Source organism: Mycobacterium sp. NGS34 (assembly GCF_059812845.1).
This window is the reverse complement of record NZ_JCALDM010000014.1, coordinates 1-18,151: the sequence shown is the minus strand read 5'-3', so window position 1 is coordinate 18,151 and position 18,151 is coordinate 1. Positions and strand designations below refer to the sequence as shown.

Below are 18,151 nucleotides of genomic sequence, written 5' to 3'. Positions count from 1 at the left end.
ATTGCCAGCACCTAGCCGAACGCGCTGGTGATGGCGGCCATGTCGAAGTAGTCGCGCCACGCGACGATCCGGTCGTCCTGCACCTCGAACACGCCCATCACCGGCAACGGGAACGTCCCGCCGTCCTTGCGCCGCATCACGTCCGTGCGCTCGTTCATCACCAATGTGCCGTCGCTGATCTGCCGGTGCACGTTGAAGTCGATGCCGTCGAACGCGGCAAGGAACCCCGCGATGAATTCCTTGATCGCCTCTCGGCCGCGCACCGGATCCATCGGGATGTTGTGGTAGACGGCGTCTTCGGTGAAGTACCCGGCCAGCTCGTCGGGCTGCGGGGACGCCCAGCTTTTGCAGAATTCGGTTACCAGCTCATCGGCGGAACGTGTCATGGGATTCATGCAACACAGCGATGCCGAGCAAAGCAAGAGCCCGGTCGTCAGTCGCCTTCTTCGGTCGGGGAAGAAAGCAGCTTTTCGGCAGCCGTGTACGGATCGTCGTGGCCGTCGACCACCGCCTCGGCAAGCCGGTCGAGACCCGGCCGGGTCCGCAGTCGCGTTTGCGCCATCGACAGGATCTGCGCCCGGGCCCGCGCCAACCGGCGCTCGCGGCTGTCGGTGCGGTGGTGATCTTCGATGGCGGCCACCAGATCGGCGACGCCCTCGCCCCGGGCGGCGACGAGGCTGACGATCGGGGCGCTGGTCTCGGCGCGCAGATCCCGCACCGTCTGTTGGGCGCCCTCGCGGTCGGCCTTGTTGACCGCCACGATGTCGGCGACTTCGAGCACGCCGGCCTTGGCCGCCTGCACCGCGTCGCCCGCCCCCGGATTGAGGATGACGATGGTCGGGTCGGCGACGGCGGCGATTTCGATCTCCGACTGCCCAACACCGACGGTCTCCAGCAGCACCACGTCGTACCCGATGGCGCCCAGCAGCCGGATGGCCGCGGGGACCGCGGCGGCCAGCCCGCCGATGTGACCTCGGGTGGCAACCGAACGGATCAGGACGTCGGAGTCGTTGATGTGCGCGGTCATTCGGATCCGGTCGCCGAGCAGGGCCCCGCCGCTGAACGGCGACGACGGGTCCACGGCCAGGACGGCCACCCGGGACCCGCGTTCGCGGTAGGCGCCGACCAGGGCACCGACGGTCGTCGACTTGCCGGCGCCCGGTGGTCCGGTGATGCCGATGACGCGGACCTTGAGCGCCGTCGCGGGCCCGATGCTCGCCAGTACCTCGTCCCGGCGGTCGCCTTCGACGAGGCTGAGCAGCCGACCCGCGGCGCGCGGAGATCCGTTGCGCGCTCCCGCGATCAGGTCGGCGATCGTCATGTGCGCATTATGGCGCAGCGACCTCGATGACCGTCGCTGAACCCATTCCGCCGCCCGCGCACATCGCCGCCACCGCTATTCCGCCGCCGCGGCGGCGCAATTCGTGCACCAGCGTGACCAGCATCCGGGCCCCCGTTGCCGCGACCGGATGGCCAAGCCCGCAACCGCTGCCGCTGACGTTGACCTTGTCGGGGTCCAGGTCGAGCAGCTTGATGGTGGCCACGCACATCGCCGCGAAGGCCTCGTTGATTTCGAACAGGTCCACATCCGAGATCGAAAGCCCCGCGCGGGCAAGCGCTTTCGGTATGGCGTCGACGGGCGCCAAACCGGTGACGGCCGGATCGACGCCGACGGACGCCCAGGACCGCACGGTGGCCAGCGCGGGCAGGCCGAGGGCGTCGCTCGCGATGGTCAGCACGGCCGCACCGTCGTTGGCGCCGCAGGCGTTGCCGGCGGTGATCGAGAAGCCCTCGATCTCCGGATGCAGCGGCTTGAGCGCGGCCAGCTTCTCCATGGTGGTGTCGCGGCGCGGGTGCTCGTCGACGGAGAACAGCCCGTGCGGCGTCTCGATCGGGACGATCTCCTCCTTGAAGCGCCCCTCGTCGACCGCCGCGATGGCGTTGCGGTGCGACCGCAGCGCCCAAGCGTCCATCTCCTCGCGAGTCACGCCCGCCTTGACCGCGGCGTTCCAGCCGACGGTGATCGACATGTCCATGTTCGGTGCGTCGGGCCGGTCCGGGTGGGTCGGCGGGAACCAGTCGACCCATTCCCCGTCGACCTGCATTCGCGACCGCGGGGAGGTGGATGCCGAGTTCACGCCGCCGGCGATGACGAGCTGGTCCATCCCGGCGCGCACACTCGCGGCCGCGCTCTGCACGGCCGCCTGGCCCGCCGCGCAGTGCCGGTTGTTGGCCAGGCCCGGCACCCGGGGCAGGCCCGCCGTGATGGCCGCGTGGCGTGCGACCACGCCGCCACCGTAGAGGCCCTCGCCCAGGATCACGTCGTCGACCTGCGCCGGGTCCAGCTCTTTCGCCGCCTCGCTGACCACGTGGTGGGCGAGGTCGAACGCGCTGGTATCGCGCAGCGTCCCCTTGCGGGCGGTGCCGATGGGGGTCCGCAGGGCGGACACGATGACGGCTTCGGGCACGGGATCTTCTCCAATTCGGCAAGCGCAGTGCGGACGGGAGGCCCCGCACGTTCACGAGAACCTTATTCTCTCATTCCGAGAGTGCGAGTTGCAACAAACCGAGCGGGTGGTGCGGCGATCCGCTGGCGAGCAGGAAGGGCGCGTATTTGCAATGGTGGGTGGATGACTCAGAGCACGATCGCGGTCCCGGGCGGCGACGTGTGGTTCAAGCGGGTCGGTGGCGGCGCGGGCCGCCCGCTGCTCGTCGTTCACGGTGGACCCGGTTTGCCGCACAGCTACTTGCGCTCGCTGGAGCGGTTGGCCGACGAGCGGGAAGTCGTCTTCTGGGATCAGCTGGGCTGCGGAAATTCCGAACGTCCCTCCGACCCGGGTCTTTGGACGATGGAACGTTCGGTCGCCGAGATGGATGCCGTGGTAAAGGGACTGGGGCTGAACCACTTCCACATCTTCGGCAACTCCTGGGGCGGGATGCTCGCGCAGCAGTACGCGCTCGATGTGCCATCCGGGGCGGCCAGCCTGACCATCTCCAACAGCATCGCGTCGATACCCGAGTTCTCGAAGATGGTTGCGCGCTTGAAATCCGAGCTGGACTTGGCAACGCAATCCGCCATCGACCGTCACGAAGCGGCCGGCACCACCTACTCCGCCGAATACCAGGCCGCCATCCGCACCTGGAACGAAACCTACCTGTGCCGCGTGCGCCCCTGGCCCGGCGAGCTCGAGGACGCCTTCCGGACCATGGGAACCGAGATCTTCGAGACGATGTTCGGCCCCAGCGACTTTCACATCGTCGGAACCATCCGGAATTGGGACGTGTTCGACCGGTTGCCCGAGATCTCGCTGCCCACCCTGGTCGTCGCGGGCAGATACGACGAGTGCGTTCCGGAACACGCACGGGAAATGCACCAGCGCATAACGGGTTCGCGGTTCGAGCTGTTCGAGTCGAGCGCACACATGCCGTTCATCGAGGAGCCCGAGAAGTTCGACCAAGTCATGCGCGGCTTCCTGCGGCTACACGACTGATCGCGGTCAGCTCTTGCCGGCGTTCAGCTTCGCGACGATCGACCGGAAATCCTCGGTGGTGAACGACTGGTGCTCGGCCGAAAGCGCGTAGTCCAGGCTGGCCAGCACCGCGCGCTCCAAGTGAATGTTGAGGACCCGCTTGGTGCTCTCGACCGCCTGCTGGGGTAGCTCCAAAATCTTTTTGGCGCAGGCGATTGCCTCGGCGACCGGGTCCGCCGCCACGTGGTTGGCCAGTCCCAGTTCGACGGCGCGCTGCGCGCTGATGCGGGTGCCGGTCAGCGCGTACTCCTTGGCCAGCAGCAGGCTGATGTGCAGCGGCCACGTCAGCGGTCCGCCGTCGGCGGCCACCAGGCCCACCTGCACGTGCGGATCGGCGAGGAAGGCGTGTTCGGCGATGTAGACGATGTCGCTCAGCGCGACCAGGCTGCAGCCCAGCCCGACGGCCGGCCCGTTGACCGCCGCCACCACGGGAATTCGGCAACGCGCCATCCCCAGCACGATCTCTCGTCCGTCCCGGATGGTCTTGGCGCGCAGGGCGGCGTCCTGGGACAGCTCCTGCAGATACGCGAAATCCCCGCCCGCCGAAAACGCCTTGCCGCTGCCGGTCAAAACCGCCGCGCGGGCACCCGGATCGTCGGTCAGTCGCTGCCACAGCCGCGCGAGGCCGACGTGCAGGTTGTCGTTGACCGCGTTGAGGTCGTCCGGGCGGTTCAGGGTGATGATCCGCAACGCCCCGTCGGCGCGGACGTCGATTTCGCTTGGCATGTCGTACATTCAGACTCCCAATCCCAGGATTCGCGAGGCGATGATGTTCTTCTGTATCTGTGACGTTCCGCCCATCACGCTCTGTGCGCGACTGTATAGATAGGCGCTGAGCAGGTCCGCATCGCGGGTGCCGGCGACCGCCAGCGCGGCGTGCCCCACCGATTGCTCGACCCAGGTCATCAGCAGCTTGTCGAGCGATCCTTCCGGGCCGTGCGAGACCCCGTCCAGTTGCTCGGACAGCCGCCGCCGGACATGGTGCGTCAGCATCTCCGACTCGACCGCCGCCCACGCGAGCTCTTCCGGAATCGGCCCATCGTTACGCGCGAACAGGTTTCGGACCAGCTTGCCGTACCGGGCCGCATAGCCGAGCGTGGAGGGCTCGCGCTCGTGCCCGACGACGGTCATGGCGACGGCCCAGCCCTCCCCGGGGGCACCCACCATCCGATCCGCGGGCACCGTGGCACCGTCGAAGAACACCTGCCCGAATTCGTTGGTGACGCCGTTCATCATCCGCAACGGGCGCTGTTGCACGCCAGGCTGTTTCATATTGAGCACGAACGCCGACAGGCCGCGATGGCGTTTGGCGTCGGGGTCCGTGCGGGCCAACAGCAGACACCAGTCCGCCACATCGGAGTAGCTGGTCCAAATCTTGTGTCCGTGCACCACATAGGTATCGCCCTCGAGCGTGGCGGTGGTGATCAGCGATGCCAGATCCGAGCCGGCGCCCGGCTCGGAGAAACCCTGACACCACCGCTCGGTGCCGTTGATGATGCCGGGCAGGAAGCGCTTCCGCAGTTCATCACTTCCGTGGCGGCCGATGCCGAAAACCAGGTAGCCCACGCTGGGGCGGGGCGGTGCGCCGGCGCGCACCAGCTCCTCGTCGACGATGACGTCGTAGACCGGTGCCAATTCCTGGCCGCCGTAGGCGCGGGGCCAGGACAAGCCGAAAAAGCCGTTGTCGTAGAGGGCCCGGTGCCAGTCGGCCATGCGCTCCCAGTACTCGTCGCCGGAGCCGGAATATTCCTTGGCGTGCAACGCAAGCCACGACCGCAGGCGCTCCCGGAAGGCGGCCTCGTCGGGCGAATCACGAAAGTCCAAAGTCGATCTCCTTACACGTGACGGGCCACAGTTCGGTCGATGTCAGCGCGCGGCGCAGGTAGACATGGGCGATGCAGTCCCAGGTGTTGCCGATGCCGCCGTGCACCTGCACCGCGGTCTCGCAGACGGTGCGGGTGGCGCGCGCGCAGTACACCTTGGCGACCTGCGCGGCCCGAATGGCCTCGACCGGCGTGAGTTCGTCCACCGCCCAGGCGGCGTGGCGCAACACGCTCACCGAGCCTTCGATCAGCGCCAGGCTTTCGGCCAGCAGGTGCGCGATGGCCTGATAGGAGCCGATCGTCTTGCCGTATTGTTCGCGGATTTTGGCGTAATCGCACGCCACCGCGTGCGCGCCCCGCGCGATGCCGACCAGGTCCGCGGACGTGGTGACCAGTGCGAGCGCCAGCCATCGCCCGGCCGCGTCGGGCGACACCTCACCCAGCGTCGTCGGTGATCCCGCCGCGTCGGCCTCGGCGCGGGTCAGGTCGGCGCCGGCGCGGGTGTCCGCCACGTCGGTGGCCAGGACCGCGGTACCGGACAGGGACAGGGCGCGCCGCGCGCCCCGGGCGTCGATCACCCGGTCGTCCACCGCGACGGTCGAACCCGAACTCTCGGCACCGACGTGGCGCGCCAGATCGTCGGCCAGCACGGGACCGAGGAACGGTGCATCGACCAATCGGCGCCCGAATTCCTCGGCGACGATGGCCACTTCGACGCCAGAAGCGCCGTCGGAGCGCAGGGACCGCCACCCGGTCGTTTCAATCTGCTTGTCCAGCCGCGCGATTCGGCTCGGCTCGTCGAGATCCTGAACCGCACCGGGTCCGAGATCATCGGCCAGTTTGGCGGCGGCGTCGCGGAGCTGCTGCTGTTCAGCTGTCAGACGTACATCCATAAGACTCCTTCAGCACTCGGCGCAGCACCTTGCCCGAGGGCAGGCGTGGAATATCGTCCACGAACACGATGCGGCTCAGGTGTTTGTAGGACGCTAGCTTCTCGTCCACCCGGGCGGTGAGGTCGGATGGGTCGACGGGCGCGCACGCGGCGACGGCCGCGACGATCGCTTCGCCGTTGATGCCGTCGGGAACGCCGAACACCGCGCAGTCTTTGACGGCCGGATGGCCGTGCAACACCGTCTCGATCTCGGCGGGCGCAACCTGGAAGCCGCGCACCTTGATCATCTCCTTCAGACGGTCGGTGATTCGCAGCCAACCGGCACCGTCGAGCCAGCCGACGTCCCCGGTGCGATACCAGCCGTCGCGGATCGCCTCCGCGGTCGCCTCGGCGGGCAGGTAGCCGGCCATCAACGACATCGACCGCGCCTGGATCTCGCCGACTTCTCCCGGGCCGACGGGCTGGCCGGTCTCCAACGAGACGATCCGCAGCTCGACCCCCGGCACCGCACGCCCGACCGAGTCAAGTCGCGCCCCCTGCAACGGATTACACGCGATGACGGGCAATTCCGTGGTGCCGTAGGCGGGAACCCAACCGAGGCCGGTCCGCCGGGTCACGGTCTCCGCGACGCTGGGGCTGACCGGCGTCGCCCCCCACATGATGAAGCGAAGCGAGGACAGGTCGTAGGTTTCCAGCCGGGGGTGCGACGCGATGGCCAGCGCGATGGGTGCGACGGCCATTTCGACCGTGATGCGGTCCTCTTCGATCGTCCGCAGCATCCGGTCGACGTCGAATCGCGGATGCAGGCGCATCCGGGCGCCGGTCCGCAGCGCGGTGAGGATGTTGAGCAGGCCGAGGATGTGTGACGGCGGCGTGGCGACCTGAATCCGGTCGTGTCGCGTCAGCTGTAGCGCCGCGCGCCAGTGCCCCACGGCCTCCCCTAAACCCGCGTGGGTGTGGCGCACGGCCTTCGGCAGGCCGGTGGTCCCGGAACTGAACACCAGCACCGCGTCGGCGTCGGGCGGCGGCGGCCCGGCCGGCGGCTCCCCCGTCGAGACCGGTTCGTCCAGGTGCAGCATCGGCATCAGCCCGGCCAGCACCGGATGGTCGCCGACGGCGTGGGCGGGGCCGGTGATGGCCAGCGCGTGGTCCACCTCGTCGCGCTTCCATGCGGGGCTGACGAGGACCGCGGTGGCGCCCAGCCGCCAGATCGCGAGCAGGACGGCGACAAACTCGGGCCGGTTCGACGCCATGACTGCCACCCGCTGACCTGCGATTACACCCCGTTTCGCCAAGGTCACGGCCAGCCCGTCGGCCAACGCGTCGAGCTGCGGCGGGCTGAACCGCCGTTCCTCGAACACGAGCGCTGCCGGCTCGGTCACGTCCCGTTCCTTCCAGCAGTCGAACGCCTTGAGAAGACCCTATCGCTCTGTGAGAATACTATTCTCTATACTGAAGAACGCAAATATGGGAGGGCGGTCATGGCGACGGTCACCACGATCATCGAGGAGACTTCACGGGTGACAGATCCCGCATCCGATACCGGCGCCAAGGTCGGCACGGTGACGATTCACCTCGACCGCAAGAAGGCGACGGTACCGCTGGTTCCCGGCGAAACGCTGCTGGAGAGCGCGCGGCGAGCCGGCCTGGAACCGCCGTTCAGTTGCGAAGCGGGCAACTGCGGCACGTGCATGGCCCGGCTCGAGGAGGGCCACGCGACCATGCGGGTCAACGACGCTCTGGACGACGACGAGGTGGCCGACGGCTACATTCTGACGTGCCAGGGCGTGCCGGACACGGATTCCGTCACGGTGCGCTACGAGTAGCCAGAGAGAGGCGGCGGCAATGGCCAAGGGAATCATGCTCGTGGAGAGTCGGCCCAGTTCGCCCGATCGCGAGCAGGAGTACAACACCTGGTACGACGAGGTGCACCTGCCGGAGCTTCTGGCGCTTGACGGAATCGTCGGGGCACGCCGGCTGCGTCCGGTTCACGGTCAGGGCCCGTATGTCGCCATCTACGAACTCGAGGGCGACGACCTGCAGGCCATCTTGGACAACATGATTGCCAATGCGGGTCAGCTGCACATGTCCGATGCCCTGCTGTTGGATCCCGCGCCGGTCCCGCGACTGCTCGAGACGACCATCGAGTGCGGCGGCTAACGGGGCCGAGATTATTGGGGCACGCTCGCGGTCCTCGAACGTGCGGCTGGACGCACACTCGAGCGCGAGCGTGCGGCTGGACGCACGTTCGGCGCTTAGTCGGCTAGTTCCGGCGGGGGCCGGTAGTCGGGCTCGTAGCCCGAAACATGGATCGGGCTGCCGACGAGGCGGAAATCACCGGCCGTCACAACCACTTCCGGCGTCGCCTTGAGCGCCTCCGGCAGCGTCCTGACGGCGGCGGCCGGAACCCCGAGCGGACGAAGCCGTCGCTCCCAGCCGGCGGCGGTGTCGGTGGCAAGCATCGACGTGACGACGCCGAGCACCTCGTCACGCCGGGCCACCCGCTCGGCCATGGTCTCGAAACCGCCGATGCCCGCCTCGGTGGCGAAGGATTTCCAGAAGCCGTCGTGCGTGATGAACAGCGCCAGATATCCGTCGGCGGTCGGAAAAAGCTGCGCCGGAACGTAGTACGAGTGCGCCCCGTGGGGCCGGCGCTGCGGTTCGACGCCGTTGTTGAGGTAGGCCGACGCGTGATAGTTGAGCTGCGACAGCATCACGTCGCGCAACGACACGTCCACCTGCCCGCCCGTGCCGGAGACGACCTTGGCCAAAAGCCCCAGCGCCGCGCACATTCCGGTGGAGTTGTCGGCCGAGGAATAGCCGGGCAGTGTCGGCGGGCCGTCGGGGTCGCCGGTCAGCGCGGCGATCCCGACGCCCGCCTGGACCACGTAGTCGAAAGCCGGGTCGTCGCCGCCGTTGAGGCCGAATCCGGTGATCGCCACGCAGACGATCCGCTCATTGTGCCGGCGCAGCGCGTCGTAGGTGAGCCCGAGGCGCCGGATGGCCGACGGCTTGAGGTTCACCAGCAGCGCGTGCGACTCGGTGACCAGCTCACCCAGCTTTCGCTGTCCCGCTTCGGAATTCAGGTCCAATGTGACGCTGGACTTGTTGCGGTTGAGGCTGGCGAAGTAGCTGGCCCCGACCCCGCGGGAGATCTCGCCGCCGCGCGGCTCGATCTTGGTGACTTCGGCGCCGAGGTCGGCCAGCAGCATGGTCGCGTACGGTCCGGCCAGCATGGTGCCGACCTCGAGGATGCGTATCCCCGCCAGGGGCCCGGCGCTGTCCGTCAACGCAACTCCGCCGCGAGCGAGGCCAGCATCTCCCGTGTCCGCCGCTTGGAGGCGACGAGCTCGTCGCGGTTGTCGCCGATCGGCAGCAGCCGCACCGACAGGTCGGTCACCCCGGCGTCGGCGAATCGGCGCATCCGGGCCAGGATGGCGTGCTCGTCGCCGGCCGCGCACAGATCGCCGACATCGCGCGCGTCGCCGCGATCGAGCAGGCGCTGGTAGTTGGGCGACACCTCGGCCTCGCCCAGGATCCGGTTGGCCCGCTCCTTGGCCTCGTCGACTTGTGCAGGCGCACAAAGGCATACCGGGATCCCCGCGACGATCCGCGGCGCCGGCCGACCGGCGTCCGCGGCGGCCTTGGTGATCTTCGGCGCGATGTGGTCACCGATGGCGCGCTCGTCGGCCATCCATAGCACGGTACCGTCGGCGAGTTCGCCCGCGATCTGCAGCATCACCGGCCCGAGCGCGGCGACCAGCACCGGCATCGGGGTGTCGGCGCCGATCGCCGTCGGGTTGTGCACCGTGAAGGAATCGTTCTCGACGTCGACCGGTCCGGGGCCGGCGACGGCGGCGTTGAGGACCTGCAGGTAGTCGCGGGTGTAGGCGGCCGGTTTCTCGTAGGGCAACCCGAGCATGTCCCGGATGATCCAGTGGTGTGACGGCCCGACGCCCAGCGCCAGCCGTCCCCCGGCCACCGCATGCGTCGAGAGCGCCTGGCGGGCAAGGGCAATCGGATGCTGGGCCTGCAACGGCACCACCGCGGTGCCGAGCTCGATGCGGGAGCTGTGCGCGGCCATCAGCGACACCATGGTCAGGCAGTCGAAGTCGTTGGGCACCTGCGGCATCCACGCGGTGTCCAGCCCGGCGGATTCGGCCCATTCGATATCCGAGACCAGCTTTTCCACCTTGCGGGCCATATCGCCACGCTCGGCGCCGATCATCACTCCGACGCGCACTGTTCCTCCACAACGGGTTCTTTCGGTTCAGATTCCGCAGTTCCGGTCAACGCGCGGATCTCGCGCACCAGCACGTCGAGCGCCGTCCCCGTCGGGAATACCGCTGCGGCGCCGGCGGATAGCAGTTTGGGCACGTCGGCGTGCGGGATCGTCCCGCCGACGACCACGGCGATGTCGGCGGCGTCCGCGGCGCGCAGCGCCTCGATGGTCCGCGCGGTGAGCGCCAGGTGGGCGCCCGACAGGATGCTCAGGCCGACCACGGCGACGTCTTCCTGCACGGCGATCGACGCGATGTCCTCGATGCGCTGCCGGATGCCGGTGTAGATGACCTCGAATCCCGCGTCACGCAGCGTGCGGGCGACGATCTTCGCACCGCGGTCGTGCCCGTCGAGGCCGGGCTTGGCGACCAGAATCCGCGCGGCCATCAGAACACCACCGGTTGCTGGAATTCGCCCCACACTCCCTTGAGCGCGGAGACCATCTCCCCGACCGTGCAGTAGGCGTTGGCGCAGTCGATCAGCTTGTGCATGAGGTTGTCGGTCCCCTCGGCGGCCTGTGACAGCGCCGTCAGGCTGGATGTTACTGCGGCCGTATCCCTTTCGGCCTTCACCTTGGACAGCCGCTTGAGCTGCAGATCGCGACCCTCGGCGTCGAGCTCGTAGGTGACGACATCGTGTTCCGGCTCCTCGGTCACGAACCGGTTGACCCCCACGATCGGGCGGGTGCCGGCTTCGACGTCCTGATGCATCTTGAAGGCCTCGTCGGCGATCAGGCCCTGCAGGTAACCGTCCTCGATCGCCTGGACCATTCCGCCGTGCCGCTCGAGGTCGGACATGATCTCGATGATGCGAGCCTCGGTGGCGTCGGTGAGCGCCTCGACGAAGTAGGAACCGCCCAGCGGATCCGCGACGCTGGCGACGCCCGTTTCGTGGGCGAGGATCTGCTGGGTGCGCAACGCCAGCGTGGTGGTTTCCTCGGTGGGCAGGGCGAAGGGCTCGTCCCAGGCCGCGGTGAACATCGACTGGACACCGCCCAGCACCGCGGCCATCGCCTCGTAGGCCACCCGAACGATGTTGTTGTGGGCCTGCGGCGCGTACAGCGACGCGCCACCACAGACGCAGCCGAAGCGGAACATCGCCGCCTTCGCCGTCGTCGCCCCATAGCGCTCCCGCACGATCGTCGCCCAACGGCGCCGTCCCGCACGGTATTTGGCGATCTCCTCGAAGAAGTCGCCGTGGGTGTAGAAGAAGAACGAGATCTGCGGTGCGAACTGGTCGATGGTCATGCGGCCGCGCTCCACCACCGTGTCGCAATAGGTCACCCCGTCGGCCAGGGTGAACGCCATCTCCTGCACCGCGTTGGCCCCGGCGTCGCGAAAGTGCGCGCCGGCCACCGATATCGCGTTGAACCTCGGCACCTCGGCCGCGCAGAACTCGATGGTGTCGGCGATCAGCCGCAGCGACGGCTCGGGCGGCCAGATCCAGGTTCCGCGCGACGCGTACTCCTTGAGGATGTCGTTCTGGATGGTCCCGGTGAGCTTGGCCCGCGGTATGCCTTTTTTCTCGGCGGCGGCGACATAGAACGCCAACAGGATCGCCGCCGTTCCGTTGATCGTCATGCTGGTGCTGAGCTTGTCCAGCGGGATGCCGTCGAACAGGATCTCGAAGTCGGCCAGGGTGTCGACGGCGACGCCGACCCGGCCGACCTCTTCACCGAACTCGGGGTCGTCGGAGTCGTAGCCGCACTGGGTGGGCAGGTCTAGCGCCACCGACAGCCCGGTCCCGCCCTGCTCGAGCAGGTAGCGGTAGCGGCGATTGGACTCCTCGGCGGTGCCGAATCCAGAGTATTGCCGGAAGGTCCAGAGCTTGCCGCGATAGCCGGACGCGAAGTTACCCCGGGTGAAGGGGAACTCCCCCGGCTGCGGAGGCTCCGCGGTCACGTCCGACGGCCCGTAGACGGGCTGCAGCGGGATGCCAGACGGAGTGTGGGCCGTATTATCCATCGATGAATAACGTACTTGCAAAAAAAGAGAATGCCAATACCGCATGCCTGACCTGGGCAAATAACTTCAACTCGCATGGGTTGCGGCCGTGATTGACGGCCGCGCCCTAAGCTCCTGGTCGCGAGGGCCGAGACGACGACGGAGGTCGAAATGACCGATTCCAGACCATCGGCAGCGGACATCGAAGCCGCGGCCAAACACTTCGGCTTCCATCTCGACGCCGACGCCCAACGTAGCTACCTGGAGGTTGTGCGCCACACGTTGAGGTCGTATGACGTGATCGACGAGCTGTACGACGAGCTCGCGCGCCCGCAGGCTCCGGACAGGGCCTATCGGTTCCCGGAGCCCGGCGACAACCCCCTCGGCGCCTGGTATGTCACCACCGACATTGCCACCGGCGCCGAAGGGCCGCTGAGCGGCCGGGCCGTGGCGATCAAAGACAACATCGCCGTGGCCGGCATTCCGATGATGAATGGATCACGCGCGGTGGAGGGCTTTGTCCCCAGCCGCGATGCGACCGTCGTCGAGCGGCTGCTTGCCGCCGGGGCGACGATCGCCGGCAAGAGTGTCTGTGAGGATCTATGCGCGTCCGGGTCCAGCTTTACCTCGGCATCCGGACCGGTGCGCAACCCGTGGGACACCACCCGCGAAACCGGTGGGTCATCCAGCGGCAGCGGCGCATTGGTCGCCGCCGGTGAGGTCGAGCTGGCGCTCGGCGGCGATCAGGGCGGATCGATCCGGATCCCGGCCTCGCTGTGCGGCATTGTCGGACACAAGCCGACGCACGGGCTGATCCCCTACACGGGAGCTTTCCCCATCGAGCGGACGATGGATCACCTCGGGCCGATGACGCGGACCGTCGCTGACGCCGCGCTGCTACTCACCGTGCTCGCCGGACCCGACGGCCAAGACCCGCGCCAGCCGTCTGAGATTGCCGCGGTCGACTATCGGGCAGCCCTCACCGGCGACGTGGCCGGTCTGCGAGTGGGCGTTGTCACCGAGGGCTTCGGGCAACCCGGCTCACTGCCCGAAGCGGACGACCTGATCCGGTCGGCGGCCGAGCGGTTCACCGAGATCGGTTGCACCGTAGCCGAAATCAGTGTGCCGTGGCACCGCCACGCCCTGCATCTGTTCGCCGTCCTCTTTACCGACGGCGCTAGCTATCAGATGTTGGATGGCAATGGCTATGGGCTCGGCGCCAGCGGCCTGTACGACCCAGAACTCATCGCGCACTTCGCACGACAGCGAGTCATCAAGGCCGACGAGCTCTCCAGCATCATCAAGGCGACGGCACTATGCGGCCACTTTGGCTTGAAAGCGCTTGGTGGCGCCAGCTACGCCAAAGCACGCAACCTGGTGCCGCAGCTGCGCACCGCCTACGACGCCGCGCTCGCGCAATACGACGTACTGGTCATGCCGACCGTGCCCAGCACCGCCAACGCCCTCCCGGCCGGCAGCCCGCAAGAACTCGCACTGCTCGAACGCATGGTTGGTAAGGCAACCAACACCGCACCCATCGACATCACCGGCCATCCGGCGATCTCGGTTCCCGCCGGCCTGCTCGATGGCCTGCCCGTTGGGATGATGATCGTGGGCAAGCTATTTGACGACGCCGCGGTCCTCAAGGTCGCCGATGCCTTCGAATCTCTTTGCGGGGGTTTCCCTGCGCCCCCGAACCCGACAGCGTGAAGGTTATGCGCGGCAGAGGATCTCGCCGTGCGGCATCGACAGCCAGCCGTCCGGGGCCGCGGCCCACGCGCGCCACGCCGCGGAGATCTCCTCGAGCTGCGCCGCGGTGGACAGCCCCGCCGCCAGCAAATCCCGAGCCACGTCGGAGTGCAGGATCCGGTCGGCCCACATGCCGCCCCACCAGTCGCGGGTGTCCGGGGTCGCGTAGCACCAGACGCTGCCCGACGGCGTGACGTCGTCGAAGCCGGCCCGAAGCGCCCAGGACAGCAGGCGCCGGCCGGCATCCGGTTCACTTCCGTTGGCGCGGTGCGCCTTTCGATAGAGATTGAGCCACAAATCCAGCGCCGGAAGCTGTGGGAACCAGATGAAGCCGGCGTAGTCGGCGTCCCGCGCCGCGACGATGCCGCCCGGCCGGCACACCCGCCGCATCTCGCGCAGCGCGCGCACCGGATCGGCGACGTGCTGCAGCACTTGATGAGCGTGCACGACGTCGAACGCGTCGTCGGGGAAGTCGAGGTTGTGCACGTCGGCCGTGGCGAGCGTGACGTTCGACAGTCCGCGCCCTTCGATTTCGGCGCGGGCCACGTCCAGGACGTCGGCAACTTGATCGACGGCCACCACCGCCGCGGGGGCGACTCGCTCGGCGAGGTCGGCGGTGATGGTCCCGGGGCCGCAGCCGATGTCCAGCACGGTCATTCCCGGCTTGAGGTGCGGCAGCAGGTACGCGGCCGAGTCTTCCGCGGTGCGTCGCCGATGACTGCGAAGCACCGACTCGTGATGCCCATGCGTGTAGTGCGCCCGGGGTTCGTCGTTCATGCCCGAAGCCTAACGGGGCGGATTCATATTATGAAATAGTCGTCTTACTATGTGAGACAGCTAGTCGACCGGAACATTGAGGATCGGCCGGTCGACCGCCGCGCCCGGACCGTCGAAGTGCCACCACTCCCCGGAGTAGGGGGCCAGCCCGCCGTATTGCATGGCGTCCCGCAGCAGCTTCCGGTTCGCCTGCTCGTCGGCGCTGACGCCCTGGGTCGCGTATGCCGTTGCGCGCGAGGAGAAGTCGTCGAAGTCGGTGCCCATGTCGGCCAGGCAAAACCCGTCGACCTGTCGCTCAGCCGGGCACTGCTGCTGCACGCTGGTGAACGTCACGTCGACGGAGCGTCCGGACTCGTGGCTGTGCGCGTACTGGCCCGGGCGGGCCACCCAGGCCGGGTTCGGCACGGCGTTGAACAGCTTGACCTGCACGTCGTGCGGTCGGTAGCAGTCCCAGAACACCAGCACGTGGCCCTGCGGGCGCAGCGCCGTCGCGGCGGTCGCCAACCCCGGTGCCATGGTTTGGTGCACCAGGCAGCGCGCGTCCGAGGGATACAGCTGCGTGTGGGTGAAGTTGTTGGTCGTCGCGTAGCGCAGGTCGATGATCGCGTCGGGAACCACGCTGCGGATGTCGACGAAACCCGCGGCGCGCGCGGCGTCGCTGACCGGCGGCACGTCGGGGCCGGCCTGCGCCGGCGCGGCCGCGACCAAAGCCAGGGTTGCCACGAGCGGAAGCGTCACACGCATCCGGCCATTGTCGCCGTTAGCCGACTCCAATCACGTTAAATTCGCGGCGATGTCGCCGTCGACGTAGCGCTGCAGGTTGGGCGCCATCGCGGCCACCACCTCGTCCTCGGGCATCGAGGCGATCGGCTCGATCTTCCAGACGTAGCGCAGCAACGCGAAGCCGATCAGCTGGCTGGCGATCAGGCCGCTGCGGCGCAGCCGCTCGTCCTCGTCGTCCCCGAGGGTGGATCCGCCGATCAGGCCGCGCTCCACGATCAGCCGCAGCTTTTCTCGGGTCTTGGGCTCGTGGGCGGCGGTCAGCACCACGGCGCGCAGGGCGGCCCCGACCTCCTCGTCGGCCCAGATCTCCAGCACGTTGCGGATCAGTCGCTCGCCCAGTTCCGCCTTCGGCGTCGACCACGTCGCGGTGACCGAATCCAGCCACTTCTGCGGCGGAGCGGTGGCGGCGTCGAGCAGCCCCTCCTTGGAGCCGAAGTAGTGGTAGATCAGCGCCGGGTCGACGTCCGCGGCGCGGGCGACCGCCCGGATCGCCGTGCCGGCCCAGCCGTGTTCGGCGAATTCTGCGCGGGCCGCGGCGACGATGCGCGCCGCCAGCACGCCGCGCTCGTCGCGCGGGCCCGGGGGGATCGATCGCTTCGCCACCGTCACACCATACCGCGAAATTTCATCTTGCGTTGAGACTAGTTTCAACGTAGCGTGAAATTATGACCACGACGCTGAACGGCCCGCAGACCACCGGCCGGCAATACCGCAACCTCAGCGAGCCGCAATACGCGAAGCGCAGCGACATCAACACCGCGATCGCCATGCGCGACGGCACAAGGCTTTTGGCCGACGTTCATCGGCCCGATTCCGGCGGCCGCTTCCCGGCGCTGCTCGCCGCCTCGCCTTATCCGAGGCAGATCCAGGACCTGGGCGCCCCGGCCGGATTCATCGAGGCCGGCGTGACGGACTTCTGGGTGCCACGCGGGTATGCGCACGTCATCGCCAACCTGCGCGGCACCTGCGGCTCCGACGGCACCTTCACGTTGTTCGACGCCCAGGAACGCAAGGACGTACACGACCTCGTCGAATGGGTGGCGGCGCAACCCTGGTGCGACGGCAACGTCGGCATGATCGGCATCAGCTACTTCGCGATGACTCAGCTCGCGGCGGCCGTCGAACGGCCGCCCCACCTCAAGGCGATCTTCCCGCTGGCTGTGACCGCGGACCTGTACGACGGTGCGAACCACCACGGCCTGTTGAGCTCGTCCTTCGTCACACCGTTTCTCGCCATGACGGGTTTGACCTCCGACCGCAGCGACGAGTTCTGGCGCAGCAGGCCGGTCGCCCTGGCCCGGCGCGTGCTGAAAAGCCCACGCGTGCATAAGAAGTTCGAGACGGCCAACGGCGAGGCGGCGGTGACCATGCTGCGCCGGGTTCTCCGGTTACCGCACAATCCGCACCCGTGGGACGAGTTGTGGCAAGAGGCCGTCCTCAAGCACCCTACGCGCGACGAGTGGTGGGAGCAGCGAAACCTCTTGCCGCTGTTGAAGGAAATCGACATTCCCGTGTATCTCGGCTGCGACTGGGAGAACGTGCCGTTGCACCTTCCCTCAACCTTCACCACGTGGAAAGGGCTGTCGGACAACGCTTGTGTACGTATGGGCATGCTGGGCAAGTTCGGGCTGACGTGGCCGTGGGAGAGCATGCACACCGAGGCGCTGGCCTGGTACGACCACTGGCTCAAGGGCCGCGACACCGGCATCACCGAGGGGGCACCGATTCGGTACTTCCTGCCCGGCGCCGACGAGTGGCGCACCGCCGACTCGTGGCCACCGTCGCAGGCCCCGCATCGTGAGCTCGCCCTGCGCGCCGACGGCACCCTGGGCGAGGACGAGGGTGAGCCGGGCGGCCGCGAATTCATGGTCTTGGGCCCGGGCCTGGGCCGCGTCAAGCCCAGCGAAATCGATCCGCCGTCGGCGCAGACCTGGACCGGCGAACCGCTCGACGAGGACCTCGACGTGGTCGGCGACATCGAGCTGCGGCTGGTCGCCTCGGCGACGGCGATCGATACCGCGTGGATGGTGACGCTGCAGGACGTGGGGCCCGACGGCGAGGCCACCGATGTGACGGCGGGCTGGCTGCGCGCCAGCATGCGCGAGGTCGACGAGGCGGCCAGCCGCCCCGGCGCGCCGGTCCTGCCGTGCCGCAACGCGCAGGGGGTACCGCTGGGCGAGGACGTCGAGTATCGAATCCCGTTGGTCCCCAACGCCCGACGGTTCCGCGCCGGCCACCGCATTCGGCTGATTCTCACCAGCGATGACCAGGACCCGTCGGCGCCCGTGATCATGAACTTCCGCCACGCCGGTGTCGGCACCAGCAGCCTGAACACGGTTCGCTCGTCGTCGCGGCTGCTGATCCCGGTGCTCG

The 18,151-nt window shown here is 68.1% G+C and carries 19 protein-coding genes; 5 read left to right on the top strand and 14 right to left on the bottom strand.

Annotated features, from left to right (window positions below; all coding sequences use genetic code 11):
- Positions 1 to 11: 11 nt before the first annotated feature.
- From AC5Y7V_RS25445 to AC5Y7V_RS25435, 3 genes are read right to left on the bottom strand one after another with little or no spacing between them, the layout of a single operon-like run.
- Positions 12 to 386 (bottom strand): nuclear transport factor 2 family protein, encoded by a 375-nt coding sequence (locus AC5Y7V_RS25445; protein WP_499882816.1) that lies wholly within the window; start codon positions 384 to 386, stop codon positions 12 to 14.
- Between the two features lie 47 nt (positions 387 to 433).
- Positions 434 to 1,321 carry a methylmalonyl Co-A mutase-associated GTPase MeaB gene (meaB, locus tag AC5Y7V_RS25440; RefSeq protein WP_499882815.1) on the bottom strand — a complete coding sequence of 296 codons (888 nt, stop codon included), beginning with the start codon at positions 1,319 to 1,321 and terminating at the stop codon, positions 434 to 436.
- A gap of 7 nt (positions 1,322 to 1,328) precedes the next feature.
- A complete protein-coding gene (locus AC5Y7V_RS25435; RefSeq protein WP_499882814.1) occupies positions 1,329 to 2,468 on the bottom strand; it encodes a thiolase family protein in 1,140 nt (379 codons plus the stop codon).
- Positions 2,469 to 2,630: 162 nt separating this feature from the next.
- On the opposite strand from AC5Y7V_RS25435, the gene AC5Y7V_RS25430 reads away from it, so the two are divergent.
- The gene (locus tag AC5Y7V_RS25430) at positions 2,631 to 3,491 is read left to right on the top strand and encodes a proline iminopeptidase-family hydrolase (protein ID WP_499882813.1); all 861 of its coding nucleotides are present in this window, start codon (positions 2,631 to 2,633) and stop codon (positions 3,489 to 3,491) included.
- 6 nt (positions 3,492 to 3,497) lie between these two features.
- Here AC5Y7V_RS25430 and AC5Y7V_RS25425 read toward each other — a convergent pair whose 3' ends face one another.
- Genes AC5Y7V_RS25425 through AC5Y7V_RS25410 form a run of 4 tightly spaced genes read right to left on the bottom strand, consistent with a single transcriptional unit; the run spans position 3,498 to position 7,627 of the window.
- Positions 3,498 to 4,265 (bottom strand): enoyl-CoA hydratase/isomerase family protein, encoded by a 768-nt coding sequence (locus AC5Y7V_RS25425; protein WP_499882812.1) that lies wholly within the window; start codon positions 4,263 to 4,265, stop codon positions 3,498 to 3,500.
- Complete coding sequence (locus AC5Y7V_RS25420; protein ID WP_499882811.1) at positions 4,266 to 5,354, bottom strand: acyl-CoA dehydrogenase family protein; 1,089 nt, start codon at positions 5,352 to 5,354, stop codon at positions 4,266 to 4,268. It abuts the gene before it with no gap.
- Positions 5,341 to 6,246, bottom strand: coding sequence for an acyl-CoA dehydrogenase family protein (locus AC5Y7V_RS25415; RefSeq protein ID WP_499882810.1), 906 nt, complete (start codon positions 6,244 to 6,246; stop codon positions 5,341 to 5,343). The genes AC5Y7V_RS25420 and AC5Y7V_RS25415 overlap by 14 nt, the downstream gene beginning before the upstream one ends.
- Entirely contained in the window at positions 6,224 to 7,627 is a 1,404-nt protein-coding gene (locus AC5Y7V_RS25410) for a class I adenylate-forming enzyme family protein (protein WP_499882809.1), read from the bottom strand. The genes AC5Y7V_RS25415 and AC5Y7V_RS25410 overlap by 23 nt, the downstream gene beginning before the upstream one ends.
- A 99-nt stretch (positions 7,628 to 7,726) precedes the next feature.
- Between AC5Y7V_RS25410 and AC5Y7V_RS25405 the strand changes: the two genes are divergently transcribed.
- On the top strand, positions 7,727 to 8,071 hold the full coding sequence (locus AC5Y7V_RS25405; RefSeq protein ID WP_499882808.1) for a 2Fe-2S iron-sulfur cluster-binding protein: 345 nt from the start codon (positions 7,727 to 7,729) through the stop codon (positions 8,069 to 8,071).
- Positions 8,072 to 8,090: 19 nt separating this feature from the next.
- Positions 8,091 to 8,405 (top strand): hypothetical protein, encoded by a 315-nt coding sequence (locus tag AC5Y7V_RS25400; RefSeq protein WP_499882807.1) that lies wholly within the window; start codon positions 8,091 to 8,093, stop codon positions 8,403 to 8,405.
- Between the two features lie 95 nt (positions 8,406 to 8,500).
- Here the strand turns inward: AC5Y7V_RS25400 and AC5Y7V_RS25395 are convergent, their stop codons facing one another.
- Genes AC5Y7V_RS25395 through AC5Y7V_RS25380 form a run of 4 tightly spaced genes read right to left on the bottom strand, consistent with a single transcriptional unit; the run spans position 8,501 to position 12,490 of the window.
- Positions 8,501 to 9,481, bottom strand: coding sequence for a CaiB/BaiF CoA transferase family protein (locus AC5Y7V_RS25395; protein WP_499882930.1), 981 nt, complete (start codon positions 9,479 to 9,481; stop codon positions 8,501 to 8,503).
- Between the two features lie 50 nt (positions 9,482 to 9,531).
- Positions 9,532 to 10,488, bottom strand: a complete 957-nt coding sequence (locus AC5Y7V_RS25390; protein WP_499882806.1) for an LLM class F420-dependent oxidoreductase — start codon at positions 10,486 to 10,488, stop codon at positions 9,532 to 9,534.
- A complete protein-coding gene (locus tag AC5Y7V_RS25385) occupies positions 10,473 to 10,913 on the bottom strand; it encodes a cobalamin-dependent protein (protein WP_066936910.1) in 441 nt (146 codons plus the stop codon). The genes AC5Y7V_RS25390 and AC5Y7V_RS25385 overlap by 16 nt, the downstream gene beginning before the upstream one ends.
- Complete coding sequence (locus AC5Y7V_RS25380; protein WP_499882805.1) at positions 10,913 to 12,490, bottom strand: methylmalonyl-CoA mutase family protein; 1,578 nt, start codon at positions 12,488 to 12,490, stop codon at positions 10,913 to 10,915. Before AC5Y7V_RS25380 ends, AC5Y7V_RS25385 begins: the two co-directional genes overlap by 1 nt.
- 150 nt (positions 12,491 to 12,640) lie before the next feature.
- On the opposite strand from AC5Y7V_RS25380, the gene AC5Y7V_RS25375 reads away from it, so the two are divergent.
- Positions 12,641 to 14,179: an amidase gene (locus AC5Y7V_RS25375; RefSeq protein ID WP_499882804.1), complete on the top strand. Its 1,539-nt coding sequence runs from the start codon at positions 12,641 to 12,643 to the stop codon at positions 14,177 to 14,179.
- A 3-nt stretch (positions 14,180 to 14,182) separates the two neighbouring features.
- Here AC5Y7V_RS25375 and AC5Y7V_RS25370 read toward each other — a convergent pair whose 3' ends face one another.
- Genes AC5Y7V_RS25370 through AC5Y7V_RS25360 form a run of 3 tightly spaced genes read right to left on the bottom strand, consistent with a single transcriptional unit; the run spans position 14,183 to position 16,381 of the window.
- Positions 14,183 to 14,995 (bottom strand): class I SAM-dependent methyltransferase, encoded by an 813-nt coding sequence (locus tag AC5Y7V_RS25370; RefSeq protein WP_499882803.1) that lies wholly within the window; start codon positions 14,993 to 14,995, stop codon positions 14,183 to 14,185.
- Between the two features lie 60 nt (positions 14,996 to 15,055).
- A complete protein-coding gene (locus tag AC5Y7V_RS25365; RefSeq protein WP_499882802.1) occupies positions 15,056 to 15,739 on the bottom strand; it encodes a M15 family metallopeptidase in 684 nt (227 codons plus the stop codon).
- Between the two features lie 30 nt (positions 15,740 to 15,769).
- Positions 15,770 to 16,381, bottom strand: a complete 612-nt coding sequence (locus AC5Y7V_RS25360) for a TetR/AcrR family transcriptional regulator (RefSeq protein WP_499882801.1) — start codon at positions 16,379 to 16,381, stop codon at positions 15,770 to 15,772.
- A gap of 62 nt (positions 16,382 to 16,443) precedes the next feature.
- Between AC5Y7V_RS25360 and AC5Y7V_RS25355 the strand changes: the two genes are divergently transcribed.
- On the top strand, positions 16,444 to 18,151 hold a 1,708-nt coding region (locus AC5Y7V_RS25355), incomplete at its 3' end, for a CocE/NonD family hydrolase (RefSeq protein WP_499882800.1).

Bases quoted from the DNA above. Each gene is read 5' to 3' on its own strand.
- AC5Y7V_RS25445 (WP_499882816.1), bottom strand. From the start codon at position 386: ATGACACGTTCCGCCGATGAGCTGGTAACCGAATTCTGCAAAAGCTGG.
- meaB (WP_499882815.1), bottom strand. From the start codon at position 1,321: ATGACGATCGCCGACCTGATCGCGGGAGCGCGCAACGGATCTCCGCGC.
- AC5Y7V_RS25430 (WP_499882813.1), top strand. From the start codon at position 2,631: ATGACTCAGAGCACGATCGCGGTCCCGGGCGGCGACGTGTGGTTCAAG.
- AC5Y7V_RS25425 (WP_499882812.1), bottom strand. From the start codon at position 4,265: ATGTACGACATGCCAAGCGAAATCGACGTCCGCGCCGACGGGGCGTTG.
- AC5Y7V_RS25415 (WP_499882810.1), bottom strand. From the start codon at position 6,246: ATGGATGTACGTCTGACAGCTGAACAGCAGCAGCTCCGCGACGCCGCC.
- AC5Y7V_RS25405 (WP_499882808.1), top strand. From the start codon at position 7,727: ATGGCGACGGTCACCACGATCATCGAGGAGACTTCACGGGTGACAGAT.
- AC5Y7V_RS25400 (WP_499882807.1), top strand. From the start codon at position 8,091: ATGGCCAAGGGAATCATGCTCGTGGAGAGTCGGCCCAGTTCGCCCGAT.
- AC5Y7V_RS25395 (WP_499882930.1), bottom strand. From the start codon at position 9,481: ATGCTGGCCGGACCGTACGCGACCATGCTGCTGGCCGACCTCGGCGCC.
- AC5Y7V_RS25385 (WP_066936910.1), bottom strand. From the start codon at position 10,913: ATGGCCGCGCGGATTCTGGTCGCCAAGCCCGGCCTCGACGGGCACGAC.
- AC5Y7V_RS25380 (WP_499882805.1), bottom strand. From the start codon at position 12,490: ATGGATAATACGGCCCACACTCCGTCTGGCATCCCGCTGCAGCCCGTC.
- AC5Y7V_RS25375 (WP_499882804.1), top strand. From the start codon at position 12,641: ATGACCGATTCCAGACCATCGGCAGCGGACATCGAAGCCGCGGCCAAA.
- AC5Y7V_RS25370 (WP_499882803.1), bottom strand. From the start codon at position 14,995: ATGAACGACGAACCCCGGGCGCACTACACGCATGGGCATCACGAGTCG.
- AC5Y7V_RS25365 (WP_499882802.1), bottom strand. From the start codon at position 15,739: ATGCGTGTGACGCTTCCGCTCGTGGCAACCCTGGCTTTGGTCGCGGCC.